Consider the following 24,682-nt stretch of genomic DNA (forward strand, 5'->3'; position numbering starts at 1 on the left):
CGTCTCAGCCGCCGTAGACCTTGGGATTGAGGGTGCCGATGTAGGGCAGGTCGCGGTAGCGCTCCGCGTAGTCGAGGCCGTAGCCGACGACGAATTCGTTCGGGATGTCGAAGCCGACGTGCGCGACCTCCACCGGCGTGCGTAGCGCGTCGGGCTTGCGTAGCAAGGTGACCACCTCGAGCGAAGCCGGGTTACGGGTGGACAGGTTGCGCTTGAGCCACGACAGCGTGAGCCCGGAGTCGATGATGTCCTCGACGATCAGGACGTTGCGGCCCGCGATGTCCTTGTCCAAGTCCTTCATGATGCGAACCACACCCGAGGACGAGGTCGACGACCCGTAGGACGAGACGGCCATGAACTCCATCTGGGTCGGGATCGGCAGCGCCTTGGCCAGGTCGGTCATGAAGAAGATCGCGCCCTTGAGCACGCCCACCAGCAGCAGATCGCCCTCCGGAGCGTCGGGTGGATACCGCTTGGCGATGAGTTCGGCCAGCTCCTGGGTCTTGGCGGCGATCTGTTCCGCGGTGATCAGCACCGACGCGATGTCATCCCCGTACACGTCAGCTGGATTCCCTTCCGTGGTGGTGAGCCCGTTCGGCCGGTTCGGTCTGCGGCATCGGTCCGATGCCAGCCTCACCCAGCCGCAGTGTCAGCCTGCCATGTTCGCGCCCCGCGACCAACCTGCTACCCGGCCTGCCGCCGCCGACCGCGACGCCGCCCTGCCCGCGCCAAGCCGTAACCAGTTCGTCGACTGCCTGTAAATGCTTGGTGGTCAGGGCTTTCGCACCGTACTCCAGCAGCCATGCCCGAATCGCCCGTTTCCGCAGAGCCGCGGGTGCAGTGGCGAGGGTCTCGATCACCAGCGCCCGCCCATCACCGGCGGTGTGCCGCAGCTCGGCGGCGAGCGCGTCCAGCACCGCCCCGTCCTCCCGCAGTTGTTCGGCCGTACGCGCCAGCGCCGGGGCCACCCCGCCGCCGAGGATCTGCTCCAACAGCGGCAACGCCTCGGTGCGTAGCCGGACCCTGGTGAATTCCGGCGCCGCGTTGTGCGGGTCGTCGTGCGGCGTCACGCCCAGATCGGCGCACACGCGCCGGGTGGTTTCCCGGCGCACGCCGAGCAACGGCCGCCCCCACGGCTCGGCGCACGCGGACATCCCTTGGATCGAGCGGCCGCCGGAGCCGCGCGCGAGCCCGAGCAGCACCGTTTCGGCCTGGTCGTCGAGGGTGTGCCCGAGCAGCACCGGAAGACCGTGGCGCGCGGAGTCCAGCGCGGCATATCGGGCCCGGCGCGCGGCGGCTTCCACACCGCCCTCGGAGCCGACCTGGACCGCGAGCACGCGCGCGGACCGGCAGCCGAGGGCGAGTGCCTGTGCCGCGGCCTCGGCGGCGACGGCGCCGGAACCGGGTTGCAGGCGATGATCCACCACCAAGGCGTCGACCGCGCTCGTCTCGACGACTGCCGCCGCGGTGAGGGCCAGCGAATCCGCGCCGCCGGACAGCGCCACCGCGACCGCCTGCTCACCGGTCTCACTCGGCCCGAATCTGCTCAGCCAATCCCGGACCGCTCGACGAACGGCCAGCACAGCGGCGGTCTCGGGCAATCGCCGGGCGGCGGACGGCCGCCCGGATCCGGATGTCCCGCTCTCCGGCCCGAAGCGCCCGGGTGTCGTTCCTGGCGCACGCCCCATGGGCGCAGCCTACCGGCCGACCGCGCACGGCGAGTCGCCGCCGAGCCGGAAACCCTCGTTCAGTCCAGTACTCGTTCGATCCAGCGCTGCGGCTGCTCGATCTCGTCGGTGCGCGGCAGCGTGTCGGCTTCGGTCCACACCGTGTTGAACCGCGTCATCCCGACGGTGGCGACCACCTCATCGACGAATTTCTTGCCACGCACGTACTGGGCGACCTTCGCGTCCACGCCGAGCAGCGCGCGCAGGAGTCGCTGCACCGGGTTGGTCGGACGCCTGCGGCGCTGGTCGAACGCGGTGCGGATCTGCTCGACCGACGGGACGACCGCGGGACCGACCGCGTCCATGACGTGATCGGCGTGCCCCTCCAACAGGGTGCCGAGCATGAGCAGGCGGTCCAGCGCCGCACGCTGCGGCGGCGCCTGGGTGGCACGCAGCAGCCCGACCACACCGCGCGCGGCCGGATCGTCGGAGGCGGTTCCGCGACGGCGGTCGCGCACCTCTTCGACCAGCCTGGACAGCATGTCGCTCACCGGCTCGTCACCGGCCTCGCCGAGCACCTCGACGTTCGCGCGCATGTATTCACCGAGCCAGGGCGCGGAGGAGAACTGCACCCGGTGGGTCACCTCGTGCAGGCACACCCACAGCCGGAAATCGCTCGCCGACACCCCGAGCGCCCGCTCCACCGCGACGATGTTCGGCGCGACCAGCAACAGAGTGCCGTCCGGCCCCGTGAACGGGTCGTATTGACCGAGGATCGCGGTGGACAGGAAGGCGAGCATGGCGCCCGCCTGCACCCCTGCGGGTTTGCCCGCGAGGAACTTGCGGTCGGCCTGCGCCTCATCCGCCCCGGTGAGCTGGGCCATCGAGTCGGCGGCGGCCGTGATCCACCCCGGCCGGTCGACGATTCTGGCCGCCGGGACCGGCCGGTCGTCCAGCAACCCGCTGACCTCGCGCACCGGCGCCTCGGCCCGCACGGAGGCATCGGCGAGCTCGGCGACCACCTGCTCGGCCGAATAGCGCGACGTGCGCGGACCCGCCGGCACCAGAACGGAGCCGGTCCGCGCGGCCAAACGCCAATCCACCACGCCGGACAGGCCCGAGCGGAGTTTTCGCCGCTCGACCGCGCCGGCGGAGCCGAAATCGGCTGTCTCGGAACCTTGCTGGGTCATGATCAACCACCCGTCACGAGCATCCACAGTTTCGCAGCGTGCCTGCGATCGCGTCCAACGCGGGCCTGCTCACCTCCGGTGGTCGATCGTTCGACATCAGTGCGAAGGTCAGCACCCGCCCATCGGCGTCCAGCACATATCCGACCAACGCGCTGGAGACCGACAGAGTTCCGGTCTTGGCCCGCACCCAGCCCGCCGCCTGACGATCCCGGGTGACGTAACGGCTGGTCAGCGAGCCCGTGGCGCCAGCGACCGGCAGGTTGTCGAGCATCGGCGTCAAGGTCGCCGCGACCCGGCCGTTCTGGGGCTCGGCCTTGGTGCCTGCCGGTCGCACCGCCGTGGCGCCGGTGGGCTCGGCCGCGGTCGCCACGACCCGGTCGAGCAATCGCGCGGGAATCCGGTCGTCTACCGAAAGCCCACTGCTGTCGTGCATATCCAGGCCGGACAGATCGAAACCGGCCTTGCTCAGCGCCGTGCGCACCGCGGTGACCCCGCCGGTGAACGAGGCCTCGCCGCCGGTGGCGGTCGCGATCTCCCGTCCGATCGCCTCGGCGAGCACGTTGTCGGAGTAGACCATCATGTCGCGCAGCCGGTCGCGCAGCGGCGCCGAACGCACCGAGGCGACCTCGGCCGCGCCCGCGGGTGCGGCGCCCGCCCGGACCCGCGCCGGGTCGAGCCCCAGTTCGGTGGCCAGCCGCCGTCCCGCGTCCAGAGCGGGCGTCGCGGTGCGCGGCGAGTACTCGACCAGCGGTTGCAACCGGCCGCCGTCGATCATCACCGGCTCGATCGGGGCGATGGAACCCTCGGGGATGTCGACCGGGTCCCAGCCCTGCGCCATGGTCGGGCCGGTGTAGGCGGAGAGGTCGACGACGATCGTGTCCACCGCGCGGCCCGCGGACTTGATCTGGGTGACCAGGTCGGACAGACGCGGTCCGTTCGGGTAGTACCCCTTGCCGTCCGGCTGCGCGGTGAGCGTCGGATCGCCCCCGCCGACCAGCACCAGTTCGTTCGGCGCCGCACCGGCGACCACCTTCGTGGTCACCCGTTGCTCGGCGGGCAGCGTGAGCAGAGCGGCCGCGGTGGTGAGGATCTTGGCGGTGGAGGACGGGATCATCGGCCGGTTCGCGTCGCCGCTCCACAGCACCGTCCCGCTGTCGGCGTCGGTCACCTGGCCCGCGAACGCGCCGAGGTCCGGATTGGCGATCACCGGGGCCAGCGCGGCGGCGATCCCGGCGGAACTCGGCGCGGAACCGGTCGGCCGGGCCGGGACGACCTGTCCGGACGGCGCGGGCGGCGCGGGCGGGGCGGCGATGGTCAGGCCACCGTGCCGGAACTCGTCGGTCCACGGCCGCACCGCGAGCAGTGCCACCGCGGCGGCCACGGCCAGCACGACCAGCACGGTCGAGATCAACAGCCATCTGTTGCGGCGCCGCCGGGCGGCCAGCCCACCGATGTTCTCGTTGCCACCAAACACGTCGCCGCCGCTCTCCTGACCGATTCCCGCAGCAGCCGCCTGCCGCACCCATGTCCCCGACGACCACACTATCCTCGTTGCGCAACCGTTCCCCTGAACAACCTGGCGAGTCGGCGCACTCCGCAGCGGCCGAGTCGGCAGTCGCCGAATAGCAGCCGAGTCGCAGAACTCGGCACCGATGCATACACAAAGGAGATGGCGTGGAGTTCGACGTCACGATCGAGATCCCCAAGGGTTCCCGGAACAAGTACGAGGTCGATCACGAGACCGGCCGGGTCCGGCTCGACCGGTTCCTGTACACGTCCATGGTCTATCCCGCCGACTACGGCTACATCGAGAACACCCTCGGCGAGGACGGCGACCCGCTGGACGCGCTGGTCCTGCTGCCCGATTCGGTGTTCCCCGGCGTGATCGTGGAGGCCAGGCCGGTCGCCATGTACAAGATGACCGACGAGGCGGGCGGCGACGACAAGATCCTGTGTGTGCCCGCGGGCGACCCGCGCTGGGACCACATCCAGGATCTGAAGGATGTCCCGGAGTTCGAGCTGGCCGCGATCAAGCACTTCTTCGAGCGCTACAAGGATCTCGAGCCCGGCAAGTTCGTCAAGGGCTCGGAGTGGGTCGGGCGGGCCGAGGCCGAGGCCGAGGTGCAGGCGTCCATCCAGCGGTTGAAGGATCAGGGCGGACACTGAACCCCTTCGGGCACAACGAAAGCGGGGAGTCCGGCAGACACCGGACTCCCCGCTTCCGGTCGGTGTCACGAAAGGCGAAAAGGGACACCCGGAATCCGGATGCCCCTTCTCTGTGACAGGTGGCTCAGTAGTAGATGTACAGGTCGTAGCCGTCCCAGGTCTCGATGCACTCCCAGTAATAGCCGCCGGTGCTCGGCGACTCGCCGTCGGCCCGGCACGCGCTCAGCGTGGCGTAGGTGCCGACGTAGGTGCCGCCGTAGGCGACATCCTGGTAAACCGGTGCGGCGGAGGCCGTAGCGGCCGTCGACACCCCGGCGACGGCAGCGGTGGCCAGCAGACCAGCGGCGAAGAAGGACTTGATACGCATCGCTCTTGCTCCTGAATGCGAGATGAAATTTTTGACGCTTCAAACGATATGGGCGATCGGCATCTCGCACAGCCACCCCTAGGGTGAGGGCAACGCAACCCTGAGGCGAATCACCTTGCCCACCCTCGATACCCACCCTTGGGGTCGGTGACGGCGCACTCGCCCGGGTGCGAGCGCGCCGCCGGTGTCAGTGGCCGCGGAATTCGGGCGCGCGCTTCTCGAATACGGCCTTGACCGCCTCGGCGAGATCCTCCGACGGCAGGAACGCGGCGTTCCACGCGGAGACGTAGCGCAGGCCCGCGGCGATGTCGTCCTTGCGCCGCTGCTCCAGTACGTCTTTGACGCCTTGCACCACCAGCGGCGGGTTCGCCGCGATCTCCCGCGCGGTGGCGTGCGCCGCGTCCAGCACCGCCTCTTGGTCCGAGAAGACGTCGTTGACCAGGCCGATCTTCTCCGCGCGCGCGGCGTCGATGTCCTTGGCGGTGTAGGCGAGTTCGCGCAAGTGCCCCTCACCGATGATGCCGGGCAGCCGTTGCAGCGAGCCGACGTCGGCGACGATCGCGACCTTCGCCTCGCGCAGACTGAACTTCGCCTCCGCGCTGGCGTAGCGGATATCGGCCGCCGCGATGAGATCCAGCCCGCCTCCGATGCACCAGCCGGACACCGCCGCGATCACCGGCTTGCGGCAGTCCGCCACGGCCGTGATCGCGGCCTGCATCTTGCGCACGTCGACGAGGAAGTCGGTGCGAGGGGCGGCCAGCGCGCGATCGGCCAGCAACGGGCCGAACGTGCCGCTCATCGCGGGCAGGTCCAGACCGTAGGAGAAGTGTTTACCGGAACCGGTCAGCACGATCGCGCGCACCTCCGGATCGGCGTCCAGCGCCTGGAACACTTCCGGCAGCTCGCGCCAGAAGTCGGGACCCATCGCATTGCCCTTACCGGGGCCGATCAACGTCACCTGCGCGACGTGATCCTTCGTTTCGACGGTGAAAGCCTGCCAATCTGTCATTTGTACAGCGTATCGAGACAAATCGAAGCCCGTGTCCCGACCCGGTGCTGCGCGACTCGGAAAGAAACCTCGCCGCGTGTAAACCCTGCGCAAATTTCGCAATGGTGTACTGGTTCGCGATGGGCAGAACAGCGGATCATGAGCAAGTCAGCAAACCTCATTCACCGGCTTCGGAGGACATCATGCTGATGCATCGCGGGATCGGTCTCGACCGCTTCAACGAAATGCCCCGCGGCCGCGCGGTGCACGCGCTGTACGAGTGCTGCTGCAACGTCACGTGGGCCGCGACACTGGCCGACGCTCGCCCCTATTCCGATCGGGACGCGCTGCTGAGCAAGGCCGATGTCGAACTGCTCGCGCTGTCTCAGCGGGACGTCGACCGCGCCTTCGAAGCGGTTGCGCACGAACCGGACTCGGCGCGAGACGTGACCGAACTCGCGCGGATAACCCGTGGGCGGATCGCCGGGATGCTCGGCCCGGCCGAGGGCTATCCGGAATACTGAGCCGACCGCGTGACTTCCCCGGCGTCCCGACCGCAATCGCTCTACCCTGGTGGGATGCGCAGGTCGTCATTGCCACCGGTCGCCTGCCGAGTCGCGGACACCCTCATCTCCCGGGGCCATCACGGTCTCATCGTGGCCCAGCCGGAGCCCACCCACACCGCCGACGACGCCGCGCGGGCGCTCGGCGTCGACGTGGGCGCGATCACGAAGTCACTGGTGTTCCTGCTCGACGACGACCCGGTGTTGCTGCTCGTCTCGGGCGCGCACCAGGTCGACCTAGCGAAGACCGGCGCGCGTCTGGAAGGGACGCTGACCCGCGCCCCCGCCGACATGGTGCGCCAGGTGACCGGTCAGCCCATCGGCGGCGTCGCACCGGTCGGCCACCCGACCAACCTGCCCACTTGGGTCGACAACGCGCTGGCGCACCATCGGGAGGTATGGGCGGCGGGCGGACATCCGAACACCATTTTCCGCACGTCGTTCCCGGAGCTGCTGCGGATCACCGCGGGTCTTCCGATCGACGTCGACTGACCGGCGCGAGCGTCCCAGGATCGTGGGCCACGAGACCGAGCGTAGTTTCGTGATGTGACCGAAGCGGATCCGAGCGGCATCACCGCGGAGCAATATCGTGCGTCGATGCGCCATTATCCGGCCGGCGTCACCGTCGTCACGCTGCGTTCGCCGCAAGGGCCGGTCGGCTTCACCGCGACTTCCTTCGCCTCGCTGTCGCTGGACCCGCCGCTGGTGTCGTTCAATATCGCGCACACCTCCTCCAGCCTGTCCGGCATGCTGGACGCCGAGTCCGTCGTCATCCATTTCCTCGGCGAACACCAGCAGCACCTGGCTCACCGGTTCTCCCGAACGGCGGAGGAGCGTTTCACCGACCGATCTCTGTGGACCGCTCTCGACACCGGCGAACCCGTCCTGCACGGCACCCCCATCTGGCTACGCGCCACCGTGCACCAACTGATCCCCATCGGCGACCACACCTTCGTCGTCGGGTTGGTCACCCGGGTACACGACAACACCGACGAGAAGCCCTCCGCCGCACCGCTGCTGTACTACAACGGGCGCTATTACCGGCCGACCGCCCTCGGCGACTGACCCGAGTTCGCTACGCCACCCTCGGCCGCACCTGCACCACCAACTCGGCGTCGAGCGCACGGGCCAGCCGCTCCAGCACAGGAAGGCTGGGCACCGTCCCACCCGCCTCGAATGGGATCCTTAGTGCCCTTTTCGACGAGATCGAGGAACAAGCGTTGTTTCAGCCCACCAGGCAGGGAGCCGCGCCGGTGGGGGCGGTGGAGGTGAAGGGGCGCGTTTCCGGGGTGGGGTTCCATACACCGTTCTCGGCGGCGTAGTTCCAGGTGGGGCCCGTCGCCACAAGGGTGGCGATCGCATCGATCAGGCGGTCCACATCGGCGGAGGTGGTGCCGAGGCCGATGCTCGCGCGCAGTGCGCCGTCCAAGCCGAGGCGGGTGAGCAGCGGGTGGGCGCAGAAGCGTCCGTCGCGAACGCCGATACCGTGTTCGGCGGAAAGATAGGCGGCGACCTGGCCGGGGGCGAAATCGTCCAGAGTGAACGCGACGATGCCGACGGAGTCGGGGCTGTCGGTCCAGATGCGCAACAGCCGAACGCCAGGAATCTCGGCCAAGCCGTCGCGGAGACGGTCGGCGAGCTGATGTTCGTGCGCGGCAAGGGTTTCGGCGTCGATGACACAGAGCGCGTCACAGGCGGCGGCCAGCGCGGCTGCGCCGAGCACGTTCGGCGACCCGGCTTCGTGCCGCTGCGGAGCGGGCGCCCACTCGGCCGCGTCGGTACTCACCTCACGCACCGCGCCCCCGCCGGCGAGGTAGGGCCGCGCCGCGTCGAGCCAATCCCGTCTGCCCACCAGCACACCCGCGCCGAACGGCGCGTACAGCTTGTGGCCGGAGAACGCCAGGTAGTCGATTCCATTGGCGCGCAGGCTGATTCGACGATGCGGGGCCAGCTGGGCCGCGTCGACCAGGATTCGGGCGCCGCACTGGTGCGCGACGGTGGCCAGCCGCTCCAGCGGAAGCACCTCGCCGGTCACATTCGACGCACCGGTCACCGCGAGCAGTGCGGCCGGCCTGCTGCACAGCTCGGCGACCAGCCTGCCGATGGTCTCCTCCACCGTGTCGGCGGCCTGCACGACCCGCCTGCCCTGCATGGTCCAGGGCAGGAAGTTGGCGTGGTGTTCGATGTCGAGCACCACGGTGTCGCCGGGCACGCAGGACGCGAGCAGGTTCAGCGAGTCGGTGGTGTTGCGGGTGAACACCACCACTTGATCGTCGGCGGCGTCGAGGAACCGGGAGACCGACCCGCGGGCGGCCTCGTAGCACTCGGTGGAGATCCGGGAGGCGTAGCCCGCGCCGCGATGCACGCTCGCGTAGTACGGCAGCAACTGCTGCACCCGGTCGGTGACCTGCGTCAACGCCGGCGCGCTCGCCGCGTAGTCGAAGTTGGCGTAGGTGGCCGTTCCGCCTTGCACCAGCGGAACGAGCAATTCGTCGCCGGAGACCCGGGCGAGAGCGGCACAGGTGTTGTCGACAGTGGTAGTCATCACGTGAATCCCGTCGGCTAAGGGACCCGCAATCGAATGATTCGTCGAGTCCGCGCTTGCCGCGCCCGGTCGGGCGGCGGCCGGGTCGTCACCCGGAGCACCCCACCGCGGAGGAGGGTTGCCGGCCAGCAAGCCGGGGCTTCGCGCTGGCACTCATGACCTGACCCGAGGGTGGCAGAAGCGCCCCGGCGCTGTCAACCACGTTCGACCCCGAGTCCCCAGGAGCACCGCGTGGAGATAACCACCAGGCGTGAGCCTTTACAAGCATCCCGACGACAGCACGCGAGCCGCTGCCTCGACATCCCACGCGCCCCTCGGCAACTGACGCCTTCGACCGCGCTCCGAGGCGGCGGACCGGTCGCCGGCGCCACGAGCCTCGACGCCGCACGCGCCCATCCCGAGGTCCGCACCGCTTCGATGAGCGGAATCACACCCGCACACGAGCCATCTCCCGGCGAACCCGAGGGACGACGGACCGACCAGCGATCGGCCTGTCGCGGCGGCGAATATCGATCCCACCTGCAACAACGCGCACGGCGCCCGCCGATCCGGCGCCCGCTCCGGTGAACAACGAACGACGACAACCCCGGGTACCGTGGACAACTGGCCATCGTGGCGTTTGCCCTTTGGTAACCCAGCTATGACACAACAACGGGAAAGTGTGAGGCGAGTCGATGGGAGGTGCGCAGAGCACCATGCTCGAGATAGACGTCGACGCGCCCGCGGGCCCGTTGTCGCGTGGTGACCGCGCGCCGGAGGCCAGGACACTGGTCGACATCCTGACCGCGACGGCGCTCGCCCACCCCGACGCCCCTGCCATCGATGACGGCCGAGTAGTGCTCTCCTACCTGGAGCTGGTCGTCGAGATCGAGAAGACCATGGCCCGTCTCGCCACCGCTGGTGTGCGACCGGGCGACCGGGTCGGCGTACGCGTACCGTCGGGCACCCGTGAGCTCTACGTGACCATCCTCGCCGTCCTGTACTCCGGCGCGGCCTACGTGCCGGTCGACGCAGACGACCCGGACGAGCGCGCCCAACTGGTCTTCGGCGAGGCGCAGGTCACCGCGATCGTGACCGCGGCCGGCATCGAGACCACCGCCGCGGGCATCCGCGCGGCGGAAGAGCAGCGCGAGGAAAGCTGGTCGACGCTGCCGAGTCCCCGCGACGACGCTTGGATCATCTTCACCTCGGGTTCCACCGGCACGCCGAAAGGCGTTGCCGTCACCCACCGCAACGCGGCCGCCTTCGTCGACGCGGAAGCCGACCTGTTCCTTCCGGACGCCCCGATCGGTCCGAGTGACCGTGTGCTCGCCGGATTGTCGGTCGCCTTCGACGCGTCCTGCGAGGAGATGTGGCTGGCCTGGCGCAACGGCGCCTGCTCGGTGCCCGCTCCGCGTGAGCTGGTGCGCACCGGCGCCGATCTCGGTCCCTGGCTGGTGCGGCGGCGGATCACCGTGGTCTCGACCGTCCCGACCCTGGCGGCGACCTGGCCGGTCGAGGCGCTGGAGGCGGTGCGCCTGCTCATCTTCGGCGGCGAGGCCGTCCCGCCGGAACTCGCCGAGCGTGTCGCCGGAAACGGTGATGTGGCGCGCGAGGTGTGGAACACCTACGGTCCCACCGAAGCCACGGTCGTCGCCTGCGCCGCGCGGTTGGACGGTCAGTGGCCGATCCGAATCGGATTGCCGCTCAACGGCTGGGATCTGGTCGTCGTCGATGCGGCGGGTAACCCGGTGGCCGAGGGGGAATCCGGCGAACTGGTGATCGGCGGGGTCGGGCTGGCCCGCTACCTCGACCCGGCCAAGGACGCCGAGAAGTACGCGCCGCTGGCCTCCGTCGGCTGGGAGCGCGCGTACCGCAGCGGCGACCTGGTGCGCAACGACAGCGCCGGTCTGGTCTTCCTCGGCCGCGCCGACGATCAGATCAAGCTGGGCGGGCGGCGCATCGAACTCGGCGAGATCGATAACGCTCTGCAACACCTGCCCGGAGTCACCGGCGCCGCGACGGCCATCCGCACCACAAAAGCGGGCAACAAGCTACTGGTCGGCTATCTGACCGGACCCGGACCGGATTTCGATGCCAAGGCCGCGCGCGCGGTCCTCGCCGGACAGTTGCCCGCGCCGCTGGTGCCCCGGCTCGCGGTGGTCGACGAACTACCCACCCGCACCTCCGGCAAGGTCGACCGCGACGCGCTGCCCTGGCCGCTGCCCAACGCCGCCGAGGACGACGACGACAACGACCTGACCGGCACGGCCCTGTGGATCGCCGGACTCTGGGACGCCATCCTCGGCGCGGAGGTCGGCGATCCGGACGCGGACTTCTTCGACCTGGGCGGCGGTTCACTCGCGGCGGCCCAGCTGGTCACCGCCCTGCGCGAACGGTATCCGCAGATCGCCGTCGCGGACGTCTACGACCATCCCCGCCTGGGCGCGCTCGCCGAGCTGCTGGAGCAGACCACGCCCACCGTGGCCGTCGCCGACCGGACGGTGCGGCCGACGCCACCGCTCGCGCAAGCCGCGCAGGTACTCGCCACCATCCCGCTCACCACCCTCACCGGCCTGCAGTGGCTCACCTGGCTGGCGATCGTCGGCAACATCGCGGCCTGGTCCGGGTCGCTGCCATGGCTGCCACAGCTGTCCTGGTGGTGGACGCTGGTCGCGTTCCTGCTGTTCATCTCGCCGCTCGGCCGGATGGCGATCTGCGTGGCGGGCGCGCGGCTGCTGCTGCGCGGTGTCCGGCCGGGGCGCTATCCGCGCGGCGGCTCGGTGCATCTGCGGTTGTGGGCGGCCGTGCGCCTGTCCGAGGCCAGCGGCGCGGAGAATCTGTCCGGCGCCCCCTGGATGGTGCCGTTCGCCCGCGCGCTGGGCGCGAAGATCGGCAAGGGGGTCGACCTGCACAGCCTCCCGCCGGTGACGGGGATGCTCGAACTGGGCGACGGTTGCAGCGTGGAGCCGGAGGTCGACCTGTCCGGCTACTGGATCGACGGCGACGTGGTGCATCTCGGCCCGATCACCGTCGGCCCCGGCGCGGTGGTCGGCTCGCGCTCGATCTTGTTGCCCGGCACGAAGATCGGTAAGAACGCCGAGGTGGCGCCCGGCTCCGCGGTGGCGGGCAAGGTGAAGGCGGAACAGGAGTGGGCCGGTTCGCCCGCGGTGAAGGTGGGCAAGGCCCAGCACCGCTGGCCCGCGCACACGCCCGATCGGGCCCGGCGCTGGGTCGGCGTCTTCGGCGTCACATCGGTGGCGTTGGCCGCCATGCCGATTCTCGGCATCGGCGCCGGTGGCGCGTTCCTGGCTTGGTTCATTCGCGACACCCGCACGCTCGCGGGTGGCGTCGCGCGCGCATTCGCCGTGCTGCCCTTCGCGACCCTGCTCAGCCTGGGCGTCTACGCCGCGACGACCATCGTCGCGGTCCGGCTGCTGAGCATCGGTCTGACCGAGGGCTATCATCCGGTGCGCAGCCGGGTCGGCTGGCAGGCATGGGCCACCGAGCGCCTGCTGGATTCCGCGCGCACTTTCCTGTTCCCGCTGTACGCCAGCCTGCTCACCCCGCTGTGGCTGCGCTTGCTGGGCGCGAAGGTGGGCAAGAGCGTCGAGGCCTCCACGGTGCTGCTGTTGCCGAAGTTCACCACCGTCGCCGACGGGGCGTTCCTGGCCGACGACACCATGATCGCCGGTTACGAACTCGGCGGCGGCTGGCTGCACATCGGTGCGGCAAAGGTCGGCAAGCGCGCCTTCCTCGGCAACTCCGGCATGACCGCCCCCGGGCGCCGGGTCCCGAAGAACGGGCTGGTCGCGGTGCTGTCGGCGGCGCCGTCCAAGGCGAAACCTGGCTCGTCCTGGCTGGGCAGCCCACCGGTCCGGCTGCGCCGCGCCGCGGAGAACGCCGACACGGCGCGCACCTTCGATCCGCCCGCCCGCCTGCGCGTCGCCCGCGGCATCGTCGAGACGTGCCGCTTGATCCCGGTTCTGGTGACCTTCGCGATCGGTCTCGGCGTGCTGTGCACCCTCGCGTGGCTCGCGCAAACCTTCGGCCACCTGACCGCCGCGCTGCTCAGCGGACTGGTGCTGCTGGCGGCGGGCGGCATCGCGGGGGCGGTTTCGGTGGCCGCCAAGTGGTTGCTGGTGGGGCGGATCCGCGCCGAGGAGCATCCGCTGTGGAGTTCGTTCGTCTGGCGCAACGAGGTTTCCGACACGTTCGTCGAAACGGTTGCCGCACCATGGTTCGCGCGCGCGGCGACCGGGACGCCCGTACTGAACCTCTGGCTTCGCGGCCTCGGCGCAGGCATCGGGCGCGGGGTATGGTGCGAGTCCTACTGGCTACCGGAGGCGGACCTGGTGACTCTCGGCGACGGCGCGACCGTGGAACGCGGATGTGTGGTGCAGACCCACCTCTTCCACGACCGGATCATGGCCATGGACACCGTCGCCCTCGGCGCGGGGGCCACCCTCGGCCCGCACTGCGTGGCACTGCCCGCCTCGACGCTCGGCGACGGCGCGACCATCGGCCCGGCTTCCCTGGTCATGCGCGGCGACGCGGTGCCCGCCTCGACGCGCTGGTGGGGCAACCCGATCGCGCCCTGGTTCACGGGCGATCCCGGGGCGCGCTGATGGCGGGCAAGTTCTACGAAGCCCCCATCGACGAGTACCTCCCGCAGAACGGCAACCGGGGGTATCGCGTTTCCCGGTACGAGCTGGAACTGTCCTACCGGGTGTCCGCCAACCGGCTCACCGGGCGCGCCGAGATCACCGCCGTGACCACCGAGGCGCGCACCCGGTTCGCACTCGATCTCGGCCAGGCGCTGAGCGTGTCGAAGGTGTCCGTCAACGGGGTCAAGGCCGCGAAATTCGCCCATCAGCACGGCAAGTTGGTCGTGACGCCGCAACAGCGGATTCCGGCGGGCGGCGTGCTCGCGCTGGTGGTGCAGTACGGGGGCACCCCGAAACCGGTGCGCGGGCCGTGGGGCGAGGTCGGGTGGGAAGAACTCACCGAAGGCGCGATCGTGGCCAGTCAGCCCAATGGCGCGGCGTCCTGGTTCCCGTGTGACGACCACCCGAGTTCCAAGGCCAGCTACCGGATCTCGATCACCACCGATTCGCCCTACTACGCGGTGGCCAACGGAACTCTGCTGCGCAAGCAGACGAAGGCCAGTCAGACCACGTGGGTGTACGAGCAGGCCGAGCCGATGTCGAGCTACCTGGCCACCATCCAGATCGGTCACTATCGCAAGCACCGCATCGGTTCTTCGCACGCGGTGCCGATGCAGGCGATCCTGCCTGCGCGGCTGCGCGCCAACTTCGACCACGACTTCGCTCGTCAGCCGAGGATGCTCGAGGTCTTCAGCGAGAAATTCGGCCCCTACCCTTTCGCGGACTACACCGTCGTGGTCACCGACGACGAGCTGGAGATCCCGATCGAGGCGCAGGGCATCTCCATCTTCGGCGCCAACCACTGCGACGGCCGCCGCGGCGCGGAACGGCTGGTCGCGCACGAGCTGGCCCACCAGTGGTTCGGCAACAGCCTGACCATCCGGCAGTGGCGGGACATCTGGCTGCACGAAGGCTTCGCCTGCTACGCGGAATGGATCTGGTCGGAGGCCGCGGGCGGGCCGACCGCCGATCAGCTGGCCCGCGCCGCACGGCACAACCTGGCCCGCGAGCCCCAGGACATCGTCATCGGCGATCCGGGACCGCAGCGGATGTTCGATGACCGCGTCTACAAGCGGGGTGCGCTCACCCTGCACGCTTTGCGCCTGGAACTCGGCGACTCGACCTTCTTCGACCTGCTCCGGGAATGGACCATTCGCTACCGCCACTCATCGGTGACCACCGAGGAGTTCACCGACCTGGCCGGGCACTACAGCCTGGTGTCGCTACGCCCACTGTGGGACAGCTGGCTGCTCGCCGAGCGACTACCGCAGTTGCCTCCCTACGGCGGCGCATCGACGGCCTGATCAGAACACCAGATAACGCGCGGCGAGTTCCTCGACCAGCGGATGGTCCTCTGGCACATTGGCCAGCGCGTCCAGATCGGTCTCTACGGCGATCTGCCGGGGGTCGTCGTGCTCGGTGTCCCGCGGGTCCTCGATGAGCTGGCGCAGCAGTTTCTGCTGCACCCTGGTCTTCAGCGAATCTCTCATACCTGGGGGCTGCCCGTACATTCGCGTGTTACACCGGTGTGAACAGGGTTCCCCACGGCGTATTGCGTACCACCGTGTAGATCGCCAGCAATGCGAAGAACGTCCACATGGTCGTCCGGCTGATCGACGGCAACCGCATCTTCCGGCCGCGCCACCCCTGAACCGTCCAGTCCAGCACCCACACCGCGAACGCGAGAACCAGCGGAAGCGCGAGCAAGTTGCTGTGCAGAGCATCGATGACGTGCCCGTCGGTGAGGTTGTGCACGGCGCGCATCCCGCCGCAGCCGGGGCAGTAAAAGCCGGTCAGCGCGTACACCGGACAGGTGCCGTAGGAACCCTCGACGTGCGGATCGCGCAGGTGCAGCAATACGCCGACGCCCACACCGACACCCGCCACCAGCAGCGGAAGCGCCGCCCCGCGCCACCCGGTCTTGGGCTCGGTTCCCGGGTCCGTCACGGGCCCGGAGGCAGGGTGCGCGATGTCCACGAGTCAACCGTAACCGGGCGATGAGGTGCGCCGCCACGGCAGCGCCCCGATCTCGGCATCGCGGTCCGACATCCCAAACGAAGCGCGTCCGACTTTTTCTCTCGAAATGATCTTTTGCCGTACCGAATCCGGGGGTATTCCCCGATATAGACCAGGAAGACCGTCGTACGGCGCTAACACTAGCAAGCACCGCTGCTTGCACTGTACGGTGACGGTGGACACAAAGGAGTGCCTGATGCTGGTGAAGTCGATGAGGACGCTGGCGGACGCGCATAACGGTGCGCTCACCGCCGATTACCGTGCCGGACTGCGGTCTCGCACCTTCCGTACCGCGTCGTTGAACGCGCCGACCGCTCGTCACGCGGTCATTCCGGTCACCACCAAAGACGGCGCTCGCTTGCGAGTACACGCGTACGGCCCGGCGCAGGGCGATGTCATCGTCCTGATCCACGGCTGGAGTTGCAGCATCGAGTACTGGAACCCGCAGATCAACGCGTTCGCCGACCGGTACCGCGTGGTCTGCTACGACCAGCGCGGCCACGGCGCGAGCGAACTCGGCAAGTCCGCCCCCAGCAAGGAGTCGCTGGCCGACGATTTGTCGGCCGTGCTGAACGCCACGCTGCGCCCAGGGCAGCGGGCCGTGCTCGTCGGCCACAGCATGGGCGGTATCACCGTGCAGGCATGGGCCGCTCGCTATCCGGAGCAGGTCCGTAAGCAGGCCGCAGCCGCCGTCCTGTTGAACAGTACGTCGGGCAACATCCGCTACGACACGGATCTGCTTCCGCTGCTGAACAAGCCGTTGACCTTGGCGGACCGCCCGATCACGGTGTTCGGCGCCACGGTGCGAATCCCCATGATCGTCGCCGAGACGCTGCTCACCGCCCCCGTACCGCTGCCGGGCGGCTGGCCGACGAGCGCGCTGCTCAAGGCGCGCGTGATGAACCCGCACGCGACCGCGGACCAGGTTGATTTCGCGCTTGGCATCGTGCGCTCGTGCCGGCCGCTCACCCGTGGCAGGCACGCCGCCGCACTCGCCGACATGGATCTCGCCGAATCGGCCGCCTCCCTCACCGTGCCCACCACGGTGATCGCGGGCGCACACGACCGTTTGCTGCCCGAGCGCATGTCGCGCCGCATCGCCGACGCGCTCGCGGAAACCGGTCATTTGGCCGCCTACCACGTCTGGCCCACCGGTCATCTGGGCAATATCGAAGCCGCCGACCGCTTCAACGCGGAATTGGCCGCCATCGCCGAGCGCGCCCACCTGCGCTCCGCAGCCGCCGGCTGACCCGGAGAACGTTCTCCTGGACCGGTCAACGGCGCCCGGTCCAGGAGCGGCGTCTCCCGAAGCACGGTCGGCGACCCTGTCCGCTCCGCGGCGACGTCTCCATTCAGTTTGCTAATGCGTTACCGAATCGATCGCGCCCGCGGAAAAAACCGTCGCTCATCGGAAATTTCCGGCGCGCCGACGCCGAATCGCCGCCGCGCACCGCACCCTTCGTACGCTCCCGTTAACACTCGGCGAACTCAGGTCGACACAGCAGGCAGACAATTCGTGTCCGACGAAGGGAGCAGCGGTGAATGTCCGGCATGGTGTAGCGGTCATGGCTCTGGCCATCGGCACACTCGGTGTGACCGCCCCGGTGGTATCCGCGCTTCCTCTCGGCGTCCCCCCGGCACGAACGCTCTGCGACGGTGGCGGCGCGGGCATCGGCATGATCGCCGCCTACTACGACCCCGACCGCAACTACTCCGGTCTGCCCACGCTGTGGATCCGCCCCGAGTTCGTCTTCGCGCCCGACCGCCCCGGCGGCTCCTGCGGCGTGGAAGTCACGGTTTCCTGGCGCAATTCCGACACCGGCGTGTACGGCACCCTGCCACCGATCCGGGTCGACGACAGCACACCGGCCGAGGAGAACGTGGCCGGCTCATGGATACCGGTGCCCATTCCCTCCGGGCTGGGCCGCGTGGAAGTCCTCATCGCGACGGACGCTCCCCACGTCCCCGGAAAGGGAGTCTTCGTCGTGACGTAGTCGGCGGCTCAGCCGGTGCTGCGGCGTGACTTCATCATCCGAACCCATTGAGCGATGGCCGCCACGGCCGAGAACATCGCCGTCGCACCGGCGAACAGCGCGGTACCGGTGAGTTTCGCGGTCTCGAACTCGACCTTTCGCAGCCCCGGCAGCGGATATTGCCCGTTGCCGGAAGCCCATCGGATCACGTAGCCGACTTGCGTGCCGAGGTCGGTGGGCGGGCCGGAGCCGATCATGGAGCGCAACTCCGGCCCCTTGCTGTTGAGATAGACCAGCGTGAAGGCGATGAAAACCGCCACCGCCACCGCCGAACCGGTCGTCAAACGCGCGAGTGCCTCGGTGCGGGACCAGAGATTGGCCAACGCCGCCAGCACCGTGAGGAAGATCGCGATGGTGGCGGAAAATGGCCCATGTGCCGCTGAGATTGGAGTGGGCGGGCGGATTCTTCGACCAGAGCCCCACGAGCGTGGTGGTGATGTGGGTCTGGCCGAAGGCGTTGCTCCAGATCGTGCCGTCCGGTCCGCCGGTGGCGAGCCACGGCTTGAACAGCAGGGTGAACGTGATGATGCTTCCGACCGCGGCACACAGGTAACCCGAGTTGTCCCGGAGCAAGACCACCAGCGGTTGCGCTGCCGCCCGGATTTGGGGCAACCGGGTCTGGAGTTTCGGCGGCCGCCCCCGAAGTTTCGGCAACCGCGACCGGAGTTTGGCGACGTCTACCCGGCGTTTCCGAGTACCGCCCGGCGAGCGACCCGTCGCCCCCGCCTGTTGCTGCCGATCTCGACTCGCTCGCCAAGGAGTTGGCTGCACCATGTCGCTAGTCGCCCTTCATCGATTCGACAACTGATGGGCCGCCAGATATCGGCTCGCTGGTCAGCGGCTCCTGCCCGGCTGGCTCCTCATGTCGACCGTCGACGGCCACCCCGGGAGCAGTCGCTGTCGGTTTCGCCACGGACAGCGGATCCGCGATGTCCTCCAAGGACTGCCCCTCGGCGTTCACTCCGAAGAACCAGGCGACCAGGCCACCGAAGATCATGAACCCGGCGCCGATGAGGTACCCCACCGTGAGCGGGAACCGGTCGGGGTTCGGGTTGTCCGCGCCGCCGACCAGATGCCCGAAGAGGAACGGCGCGACGACCCCGCCCGCGCCCTGCGCGATGGCGAAGAAGAACGAGATGGCCTGACCACGCAGTTCCAGCGGGAAGATCTCGCTGACCGTGAGATAAGCAGACGACGCCCCCGCCGAGGCGAAGAAGAAGATGACACACCAGAAGATGGTCTGGGTGGCGGCGTTGAGAATGCCCGCATTGAATGCCCATGCGGAAACGAAGAGCAACAAACCGGAGCCCACATACGTGGCACAGATCATCTTCCGGCGGCCGATACTGTCGAAGAGCGGGCCGAGTACCAGTGGGCCGATCAGATTACCGACCGCGAACGGGAAGAAATAGTAACCGGTGTGATCGGCCGGCACGTCGTAGAAATTGATCAGCACCAGGCCGACGGTGAAGAAGATCGCATTGTAGAGAAAAGCCTGCGTGGCCATCATCGTGAATCCGAGAAATGAACGCGATGGGTATCGTCCGAAGAAGATCCTGGCCATCCGCAGGTAGGAGAGCCGATCGGTGTCCACGATGTCCAAGGCTTTGCTCTCGTCGACCGCGGGGAGCTCGATCCCCCGACTTCGCAACTGCCCTTCGATCTCGTCGACGGTCCGCTCCGCTTCCTCGGCCCGTCCGTGGGTGAGCAGCCAGCGCGGGCTCTCCGGAATGTGCCTGCGCAGGAAGATGATGATGAAGCCGAGGACGGGTCCGATGAAGAATCCGATGCGCCATCCCCAGCCGGTCGGGATGAATTGCTCGTTGAACAGGATCAGGCTCGCCGCCGCTCCCAATGCCGCGCCACCCCAGTAGGTGCCGTTGATCGCGATGTCGACCCGGCCCCGATATCTGGACGGCATGATCTCGTCGATCGCCGAATTGATCGCCGTGTATTCGCCACCGATTCCGGTGCCCGCGATGAAGCGGAACAAGTACAGCGACCATGCGTTCCATGAGAAACCGGCCAACCCACTACCGATCAGATAGATCGCCAGGGTCAGGATGAACAGTTTCTTGCGACCGAGCCGGTCGGTGAGCCTGCCGAACACGAGTGCGCCGACGACCTGACCGGCCAGGTACCACGAGGCCATCGCGCCGACCTGCCCGGAGGTCAGATGCAGCGTTTCGACGTCTTGCAGCGGTCCACCCATGCTGCTGACGATCTGGATCTCGATTCCGTCCAGGACCCAGGAGACCCCGAGCCGACGACGATGAGCCAGTGGAACTTGGTCCACGGAAGCCGGTCCATCCGAGCGGGAACCAGACTTCGTACGACCTTGGTTTGCGTTTCCAGCACTTGACGGATCTCCTCGATTTCAGAAGAAGGCCGGACCGTCGGGGGCCTGCGCCGCGCCGCGGACCGAGCGCCACACAGGGATCACCTCGCCCCCTCACGAACTCGACCAATGGGCGGGACCGACGCCCGGAACGCGGAAGCCCCAGCACAGCGCGGTCGTGAGCCGGGATCGCGCCTCGACATCTGCACTGGTGTCGCTCCTCAACGGTCTGAGCGGAACACGGTTACGCCCGATTTACGTAAATATTGGATCGTTGTGAATTGTGCCACTGGTTGGCGGCTCAATAAACCCCGGCGTCGTGTTCCGCCCGCAGGCGACACACGGCGCAGCTTGCCGAGCGGCGGGTCAGGCGGGGATCAACTTTCGGGCAGTGGCGATCAGTCCGCCGAGCGGTGGGATGGTGGCCAGGCGTCGCCCCATTCCACGTCCCTTGCCTCGCGGTACGCCTCGCCCTGTCGCTTCGAGACGAGGGTTTGCCGCACGCCGTCGTCGGCCGTGCAGACTTCCAGCGTGACCAGGCCCTTACGTTTGAGCGGATGTCGCAGGATTCGACCCGCGGCGGGGGCGTGCGCGGTCCGAGAGGCGATCACATAGGAGAACTTCTCGTCTTCATGGCCGAGTTCGCCGCCCTTCAACCGCCGGTGCAGGGACGTCCGGTTGATTCGCGTGCTGAAATGGCACCAGTCCGTCCCGGCGGCGAGCGGGCACATCTGTTGGTGCGGGCAGGGGGCCACGACCGTCAGACCGGCTTCGATCAAGACGTCGCGGGCGGTGAGAATCCTGCGATGGCCGTCCGGGGTTCCCGGCTCGATGACGGCCACTACTTCCGCCCCCTCAGCCGCCCGGGCCACCAGATCGGCTTGGTCTGCCTCGGAAAGTTCGCTCAGCACATACGAAATCGTGACGAGGTCCGCTCCGCCGAATGCTTCCTGAGCGGCGAACGAGGTTTGCCGCCACACGGCGGAGCGCATCGCCGCGGAGGTGGCGTCGGCCGCGAGCTTGCGCCCCAGTTGGAGTGCTTCGTCCACCTGATCCAGTACGGTCGCCTCGGCCAAGGAAGGGAACAGTTCGCTCGCTGCCCACAGCGCCGCGCCGGTGCCCCCGCCGACGTCGAGCAGCGTCTCGGGCCGAAAGCCGGGCGCCTGCTCGGCGAACCGCTCGAGCGCACTGTGCACAGCAGCCCACGTCGCGGGCATGCGATAAGCGGCGTAGGCGGTGACGTCGGCGGTCGAGACGAGAATCGGCGCCGCCGCCGGGCGCGGGTCCCGGTAGCGCGCGATCAGCCGGTCGACCGAGGTGGCAAGCTGCCGCTGGGGAACGCCCGCGCATGCCCGGTCGAGGGCCTCGACAAGTTCGACGGGCAGTTCCACCCGAGATAACTCCTCTGGTCTGTAATGGCCGCCCGCCATTCTGTCATTGCGGTGCCGACCCTACTTTCCTGGCGCTGCGCGGCAGCGTTCCACCCAAGGCGAGATCTCGGTGACCCGTTCGTAGCACCCGAGGCCCGGCCCGCACCTCCGGTCCGGTGTTCAGCGGCGGAACCTACGTTCCAGAATGCGCTGGGCTTGGTCGCGGTGAACGGCAGACCAGGCTTGGACCCGGATTGCCCACCACGGGGCGATGTCGCGGGGTTTGGCCGTGACGGCGTGCGAGACGAGGTCGGAGGCTTCGTCGACAGTCAGACCGGGGGTGCGGCTGAAGTCGGTGGGCGCGCTCATTCTGGTGTGGACCAGGGGCATGTAGATCGATGTAGTGGTGACATCGTCGCAGGCGATTTCGGCGGCCACGCTGCGCAGCCAGACGTCGAAGGCCGCTTTCGAGGCGATGTAGGCCGACCAGCGAGGACTCGGCGGCAGGAGCACGCCCCAGGTGGAGATATTCACGATATGCCCCTGCTTGCGTGCACGCATATGGGGCAACAGAGTAAGCAGCAGCCGCACCGGGCCGAGATAGTTGATGTCGATGGTGCGGGTGAAATCGTGGAAACGATCGTAGGACTCGGCGATGGGCCGCCGAATCGACTTTCCCGCATTGCTGATCACGACATCTATGTGTCCATACTCGGCCAGCAGTGTCCGGCCGAGCAGGTCGACGGCATCCAGGTCGGTCAGGTCGGTCGTGTACGCGCGGGCCGTGCCACCGTCGGCCGCGATGTCGGCGGCCAGCTGTTCCAGTTCCGGGCGGGACCGGGCCACAAGCGGCACCACCGCCCCCGCCGCGGCCAGCTTCCGCGCACTGGCCTTGCCGATACCGTGCGAGGCCCCCGTCACCAACACCACCTTGCCGGCGACAGCCGCCCGCAGTGCTTCCTCGGTGGGCCGGGCTGTCGGATACAGCAACCGGATCGCCAGCCGTTCGGCGAGTGACCGTCCACTGTTCGTGGCCGGAGTCTCGTTCACAGCTCGACTGTATAAGGGCTGATCCGAGAACTCACGTGTCGCGGCTAACTCGACCCGGGCCGGCGTCGATAGGCGCTCGCCCACTACCCCCCGGAACGAATGATCTGTTCGATATTGCGCTCCGCCAGCGCGCTGATCGTCAATGAAGGATTCACTGTGCCGGTGCTACCCGGCACAGCTGCTCCGTCCATCACGTACAGGTTCCGATAGCCACGCACCCGGCCGTATCCGTCCGTCGCGCGGCCGATCACTGCTCCGCCCAACGGGTGGGAGGTGAACGAGGCGTCCGCGTCGAAGGCGGGTCGAGAGATGGGCTGACAGTTGCAGGCCGCGTTGTTGTTGACTTCCCTCGCTCGCGCGAGATAGCCGGCAGCGCCGTCGGCCGGCCACCGCAGATCCACGCGCCCGTCGGCGGGGTCGCAGACGAACCGGCCGCGGGTGTCGTCGAGCACGATGCCCAACGATGCGAGAAGGGTGGTGTCGAAGGGCGTCGTGCCGGGGATGTACCAGTTCTCCAGCGACACCGGTGTACCCGCCTCGTCCAGAATCCGGCTCGCCGACGGCGTGCCCTGCGTGCCCACCTCGAGTGTGCTGAGCGGCCGCGCCAAGGCGACATCGCCGTTGCTGCCCCAGCCTTCGCCGACGTGCTCGTTCAGGTTCGGCAGCGCGCCGGTCTCCCGCGCACGCACCAGCAGTTCGGAGGTGCCGATGGAGCCCGCGGCCAGGAACAGCATGTCGCAGGTCAGCATCCGGGTGCGGAGCACTTCACCGGTCGGGTCGAGTTTGGTCACGGCGACGCTATAGCGACCCGACGCTCCCGGTTCCTCGGCGATGGCATCCACGCGATGGCCGGGGTAGATCCGGGCACGGCCGGTGCTCTCGGCGTAGCGCAGGTAATTCTGGTTCAGATCGAATTTCGCGCCGTTGGAGTTGCCCAGGTTCGAGCAGCCGACCGTCGCCGACGGCCTCGATCGCCCGGCCAGTTCGGCGCGGATGACATCCCAATTCCAGATGCCGTCGATTCGTTGCGGCGTATAGCCGGCCGCGCGGACCTGTTCGTCCCAGGCCCGCGAGTGCGCGAACGCGAAAGAGTTGTAGATGTCGTCGGGTATCACGCTGGGCCGCAATATTTCTCGGACCTTGGGGTAATAGACCTCGTGCATCTCGCGATAGTCGACCACGCCGCGGAACACATGGTCGAAGAACCGCTGCTCCGGCTCGATCATCACCCCGGTGAATACCACCGAGCCACCGCCCACACACGCACCGCGCCACACGTCCATGCCCGGGTAATTCGTGACATCGAGGACCCCGCCGAACGGATCGATCTGCAGCGGAATCCGGTTCACCCCGGTAAAGGTCGTGCGATGCCAGAAGCCGCGGCCGTCCGGAATCGTGTCGGTGGCGAAGATGTCACGCCACGGATCACTCGGCCATCGCGACCCGCGCTCGAGCACCGCGACCTCGATCCCCGACTGCGCCAGACGCAGCGCGGTGACCGACGCCCCGAACCCCGATCCGATGACGATCGCGGGCACATGATCGGCTGGATCCGGCAGCGGCGCGAAGATCTCCGGCACCAACATGCGATACATCGATGTTCTCGGGCTCGGGCTGAAATCGTCGGCCCACGCCGCAGACGCGGCCGTGCTCGCACCGGCGACACCGAGCATCGTCGCGGCCAAGCCGGCACTCTTGACGAAACCACGCCGGTCCATCGTGCCCCTCGTTCGATCCGAACGT

General features: G+C 68.4%; 23 protein-coding genes and 1 riboswitch. Of the genes, 9 read left to right on the forward strand and 14 right to left on the reverse strand.

From position 1 onward, the window contains the following. Positions 1-4: 4 nt before the first annotated feature. The 4 genes from hpt to ACWEO7_RS13455 are packed head-to-tail and all read right to left on the reverse strand — an operon-like array spanning position 5 to position 4,310. Entirely contained in the window at positions 5-559 is a 555-nt protein-coding gene (gene hpt / locus ACWEO7_RS13440; RefSeq protein ID WP_039794624.1) for a hypoxanthine phosphoribosyltransferase, read from the reverse strand. 1 nt (position 560) lies between these two features. Further along, positions 561-1,688, reverse strand: coding sequence for a tRNA lysidine(34) synthetase TilS (gene tilS / locus ACWEO7_RS13445; RefSeq protein ID WP_452423341.1), 1,128 nt, complete (start codon positions 1,686-1,688; stop codon positions 561-563). A 59-nt stretch (positions 1,689-1,747) separates the two neighbouring features. Further along, entirely contained in the window at positions 1,748-2,857 is a 1,110-nt protein-coding gene (locus ACWEO7_RS13450; protein ID WP_450018102.1) for a zinc-dependent metalloprotease, read from the reverse strand. 13 nt (positions 2,858-2,870) lie between these two features. Then, positions 2,871-4,310, reverse strand: a complete 1,440-nt coding sequence (locus tag ACWEO7_RS13455) for a D-alanyl-D-alanine carboxypeptidase/D-alanyl-D-alanine-endopeptidase (protein ID WP_452423393.1) — start codon at positions 4,308-4,310, stop codon at positions 2,871-2,873. Positions 4,311-4,531: 221 nt separating this feature from the next. Between ACWEO7_RS13455 and ACWEO7_RS13460 the strand changes: the two genes are divergently transcribed. Then, a complete protein-coding gene (locus tag ACWEO7_RS13460; protein WP_355079184.1) occupies positions 4,532-5,023 on the forward strand; it encodes an inorganic diphosphatase in 492 nt (163 codons plus the stop codon). A 124-nt stretch (positions 5,024-5,147) separates the two neighbouring features. Here ACWEO7_RS13460 and ACWEO7_RS13465 read toward each other — a convergent pair whose 3' ends face one another. Together ACWEO7_RS13465 and ACWEO7_RS13470 are read right to left on the reverse strand one after the other, a co-directional pair. Beyond that, on the reverse strand, positions 5,148-5,390 hold the full coding sequence (locus tag ACWEO7_RS13465; RefSeq protein WP_452423343.1) for a hypothetical protein: 243 nt from the start codon (positions 5,388-5,390) through the stop codon (positions 5,148-5,150). Positions 5,391-5,577: 187 nt separating this feature from the next. Continuing rightward, the gene (locus ACWEO7_RS13470; RefSeq protein WP_452423344.1) at positions 5,578-6,399 is read right to left on the reverse strand and encodes a crotonase/enoyl-CoA hydratase family protein; all 822 of its coding nucleotides are present in this window, start codon (positions 6,397-6,399) and stop codon (positions 5,578-5,580) included. 182 nt (positions 6,400-6,581) lie between these two features. Between ACWEO7_RS13470 and ACWEO7_RS13475 the strand changes: the two genes are divergently transcribed. From ACWEO7_RS13475 to ACWEO7_RS13485, 3 genes are all read left to right on the forward strand, one after another. Then, positions 6,582-6,902 carry a 2-oxo-4-hydroxy-4-carboxy-5-ureidoimidazoline decarboxylase gene (locus ACWEO7_RS13475; protein WP_452423346.1) on the forward strand — a complete coding sequence of 107 codons (321 nt, stop codon included), beginning with the start codon at positions 6,582-6,584 and terminating at the stop codon, positions 6,900-6,902. A 54-nt stretch (positions 6,903-6,956) separates the two neighbouring features. Then, positions 6,957-7,433, forward strand: coding sequence for a YbaK/EbsC family protein (locus tag ACWEO7_RS13480; protein ID WP_355079189.1), 477 nt, complete (start codon positions 6,957-6,959; stop codon positions 7,431-7,433). A 105-nt stretch (positions 7,434-7,538) separates the two neighbouring features. Then, positions 7,539-8,006, forward strand: a complete 468-nt coding sequence (locus ACWEO7_RS13485; RefSeq protein WP_452423395.1) for a flavin reductase family protein — start codon at positions 7,539-7,541, stop codon at positions 8,004-8,006. Between the two features lie 160 nt (positions 8,007-8,166). On the opposite strand, the gene ACWEO7_RS13490 is transcribed toward ACWEO7_RS13485, so the two are convergent. Continuing rightward, a complete protein-coding gene (locus tag ACWEO7_RS13490; protein WP_452423348.1) occupies positions 8,167-9,486 on the reverse strand; it encodes an aminotransferase class V-fold PLP-dependent enzyme in 1,320 nt (439 codons plus the stop codon). 47 nt (positions 9,487-9,533) lie between these two features. Continuing rightward, positions 9,534-9,647, reverse strand: a riboswitch (SAM riboswitch). Between the two features lie 534 nt (positions 9,648-10,181). On the opposite strand from ACWEO7_RS13490, the gene ACWEO7_RS13495 reads away from it, so the two are divergent. Next, positions 10,182-14,093 (forward strand): Pls/PosA family non-ribosomal peptide synthetase, encoded by a 3,912-nt coding sequence (locus ACWEO7_RS13495; protein ID WP_452423397.1) that lies wholly within the window; start codon positions 10,182-10,184, stop codon positions 14,091-14,093. Then, complete coding sequence (locus tag ACWEO7_RS13500; protein ID WP_452423350.1) at positions 14,093-15,436, forward strand: M1 family metallopeptidase; 1,344 nt, start codon at positions 14,093-14,095, stop codon at positions 15,434-15,436. The genes ACWEO7_RS13495 and ACWEO7_RS13500 overlap by 1 nt, the downstream gene beginning before the upstream one ends. Here ACWEO7_RS13500 and ACWEO7_RS13505 read toward each other — a convergent pair whose 3' ends face one another. After that, positions 15,437-15,622, reverse strand: a complete 186-nt coding sequence (locus ACWEO7_RS13505) for a hypothetical protein (protein WP_450018087.1) — start codon at positions 15,620-15,622, stop codon at positions 15,437-15,439. Between the two features lie 28 nt (positions 15,623-15,650). After that, positions 15,651-16,109: a DUF2752 domain-containing protein gene (locus tag ACWEO7_RS13510; protein ID WP_356963532.1), complete on the reverse strand. Its 459-nt coding sequence runs from the start codon at positions 16,107-16,109 to the stop codon at positions 15,651-15,653. Between the two features lie 235 nt (positions 16,110-16,344). Here ACWEO7_RS13510 and ACWEO7_RS13515 point away from each other — a divergent pair, with 235 nt between their 5' ends. Both ACWEO7_RS13515 and ACWEO7_RS13520 read left to right on the forward strand, forming a co-directional pair. Then, entirely contained in the window at positions 16,345-17,397 is a 1,053-nt protein-coding gene (locus ACWEO7_RS13515; RefSeq protein WP_452423352.1) for an alpha/beta fold hydrolase, read from the forward strand. Between the two features lie 316 nt (positions 17,398-17,713). Next, positions 17,714-18,142 carry a hypothetical protein gene (locus ACWEO7_RS13520; protein ID WP_452423354.1) on the forward strand — a complete coding sequence of 143 codons (429 nt, stop codon included), beginning with the start codon at positions 17,714-17,716 and terminating at the stop codon, positions 18,140-18,142. 8 nt (positions 18,143-18,150) lie between these two features. On the opposite strand, the gene ACWEO7_RS13525 is transcribed toward ACWEO7_RS13520, so the two are convergent. Then, a complete protein-coding gene (locus ACWEO7_RS13525) occupies positions 18,151-18,516 on the reverse strand; it encodes a hypothetical protein (RefSeq protein WP_452423356.1) in 366 nt (121 codons plus the stop codon). Between the two features lie 29 nt (positions 18,517-18,545). Between ACWEO7_RS13525 and ACWEO7_RS13530 the strand changes: the two genes are divergently transcribed. Continuing rightward, the gene (locus tag ACWEO7_RS13530) at positions 18,546-18,734 is read left to right on the forward strand and encodes a hypothetical protein (RefSeq protein ID WP_452423357.1); all 189 of its coding nucleotides are present in this window, start codon (positions 18,546-18,548) and stop codon (positions 18,732-18,734) included. 225 nt (positions 18,735-18,959) lie between these two features. Here the strand turns inward: ACWEO7_RS13530 and ACWEO7_RS13535 are convergent, their stop codons facing one another. From ACWEO7_RS13535 to ACWEO7_RS13550, 4 genes are all read right to left on the reverse strand, one after another. Further along, complete coding sequence (locus ACWEO7_RS13535) at positions 18,960-20,477, reverse strand: MFS transporter (protein ID WP_452423359.1); 1,518 nt, start codon at positions 20,475-20,477, stop codon at positions 18,960-18,962. A gap of 440 nt (positions 20,478-20,917) precedes the next feature. Then, positions 20,918-21,910, reverse strand: a complete 993-nt coding sequence (locus tag ACWEO7_RS13540) for a small ribosomal subunit Rsm22 family protein (RefSeq protein ID WP_452423361.1) — start codon at positions 21,908-21,910, stop codon at positions 20,918-20,920. A 159-nt stretch (positions 21,911-22,069) separates the two neighbouring features. Beyond that, positions 22,070-22,939, reverse strand: a complete 870-nt coding sequence (locus tag ACWEO7_RS13545; RefSeq protein WP_452423363.1) for an SDR family NAD(P)-dependent oxidoreductase — start codon at positions 22,937-22,939, stop codon at positions 22,070-22,072. Positions 22,940-23,022: 83 nt separating this feature from the next. Further along, complete coding sequence (locus tag ACWEO7_RS13550) at positions 23,023-24,657, reverse strand: GMC oxidoreductase (RefSeq protein WP_452423365.1); 1,635 nt, start codon at positions 24,655-24,657, stop codon at positions 23,023-23,025. Positions 24,658-24,682: the final 25 nt, after the last annotated feature.

This window comes from Nocardia sp. NPDC004260 (assembly GCF_053603155.1).

What these genes read in the sequence shown, in the direction of transcription:
- ACWEO7_RS13470 (WP_452423344.1), bottom strand. Translation starts at nt 6,399, where the DNA reads ATGACAGATTGGCAGGCTTTCACCGTCGAAACGAAGGATCACGTCGCG.
- ACWEO7_RS13520 (WP_452423354.1), top strand. Translation starts at nt 17,714, where the DNA reads ATGGCTCTGGCCATCGGCACACTCGGTGTGACCGCCCCGGTGGTATCC.
- ACWEO7_RS13465 (WP_452423343.1), bottom strand. Translation starts at nt 5,390, where the DNA reads ATGCGTATCAAGTCCTTCTTCGCCGCTGGTCTGCTGGCCACCGCTGCC.
- ACWEO7_RS13505 (WP_450018087.1), bottom strand. Translation starts at nt 15,622, where the DNA reads ATGAGAGATTCGCTGAAGACCAGGGTGCAGCAGAAACTGCTGCGCCAG.
- ACWEO7_RS13475 (WP_452423346.1), top strand. Translation starts at nt 6,582, where the DNA reads ATGCTGATGCATCGCGGGATCGGTCTCGACCGCTTCAACGAAATGCCC.
- ACWEO7_RS13500 (WP_452423350.1), top strand. Translation starts at nt 14,093, where the DNA reads ATGGCGGGCAAGTTCTACGAAGCCCCCATCGACGAGTACCTCCCGCAG.
- ACWEO7_RS13495 (WP_452423397.1), top strand. Translation starts at nt 10,182, where the DNA reads ATGCTCGAGATAGACGTCGACGCGCCCGCGGGCCCGTTGTCGCGTGGT.
- ACWEO7_RS13530 (WP_452423357.1), top strand. Translation starts at nt 18,546, where the DNA reads ATGGCCCATGTGCCGCTGAGATTGGAGTGGGCGGGCGGATTCTTCGAC.
- tilS (WP_452423341.1), bottom strand. Translation starts at nt 1,688, where the DNA reads ATGGGGCGTGCGCCAGGAACGACACCCGGGCGCTTCGGGCCGGAGAGC.
- ACWEO7_RS13550 (WP_452423365.1), bottom strand. Translation starts at nt 24,657, where the DNA reads ATGGACCGGCGTGGTTTCGTCAAGAGTGCCGGCTTGGCCGCGACGATG.
- ACWEO7_RS13480 (WP_355079189.1), top strand. Translation starts at nt 6,957, where the DNA reads ATGCGCAGGTCGTCATTGCCACCGGTCGCCTGCCGAGTCGCGGACACC.
- ACWEO7_RS13485 (WP_452423395.1), top strand. Translation starts at nt 7,539, where the DNA reads ATGCGCCATTATCCGGCCGGCGTCACCGTCGTCACGCTGCGTTCGCCG.
- ACWEO7_RS13515 (WP_452423352.1), top strand. Translation starts at nt 16,345, where the DNA reads ATGCTGGTGAAGTCGATGAGGACGCTGGCGGACGCGCATAACGGTGCG.
- ACWEO7_RS13490 (WP_452423348.1), bottom strand. Translation starts at nt 9,486, where the DNA reads ATGACTACCACTGTCGACAACACCTGTGCCGCTCTCGCCCGGGTCTCC.
- ACWEO7_RS13450 (WP_450018102.1), bottom strand. Translation starts at nt 2,857, where the DNA reads ATGACCCAGCAAGGTTCCGAGACAGCCGATTTCGGCTCCGCCGGCGCG.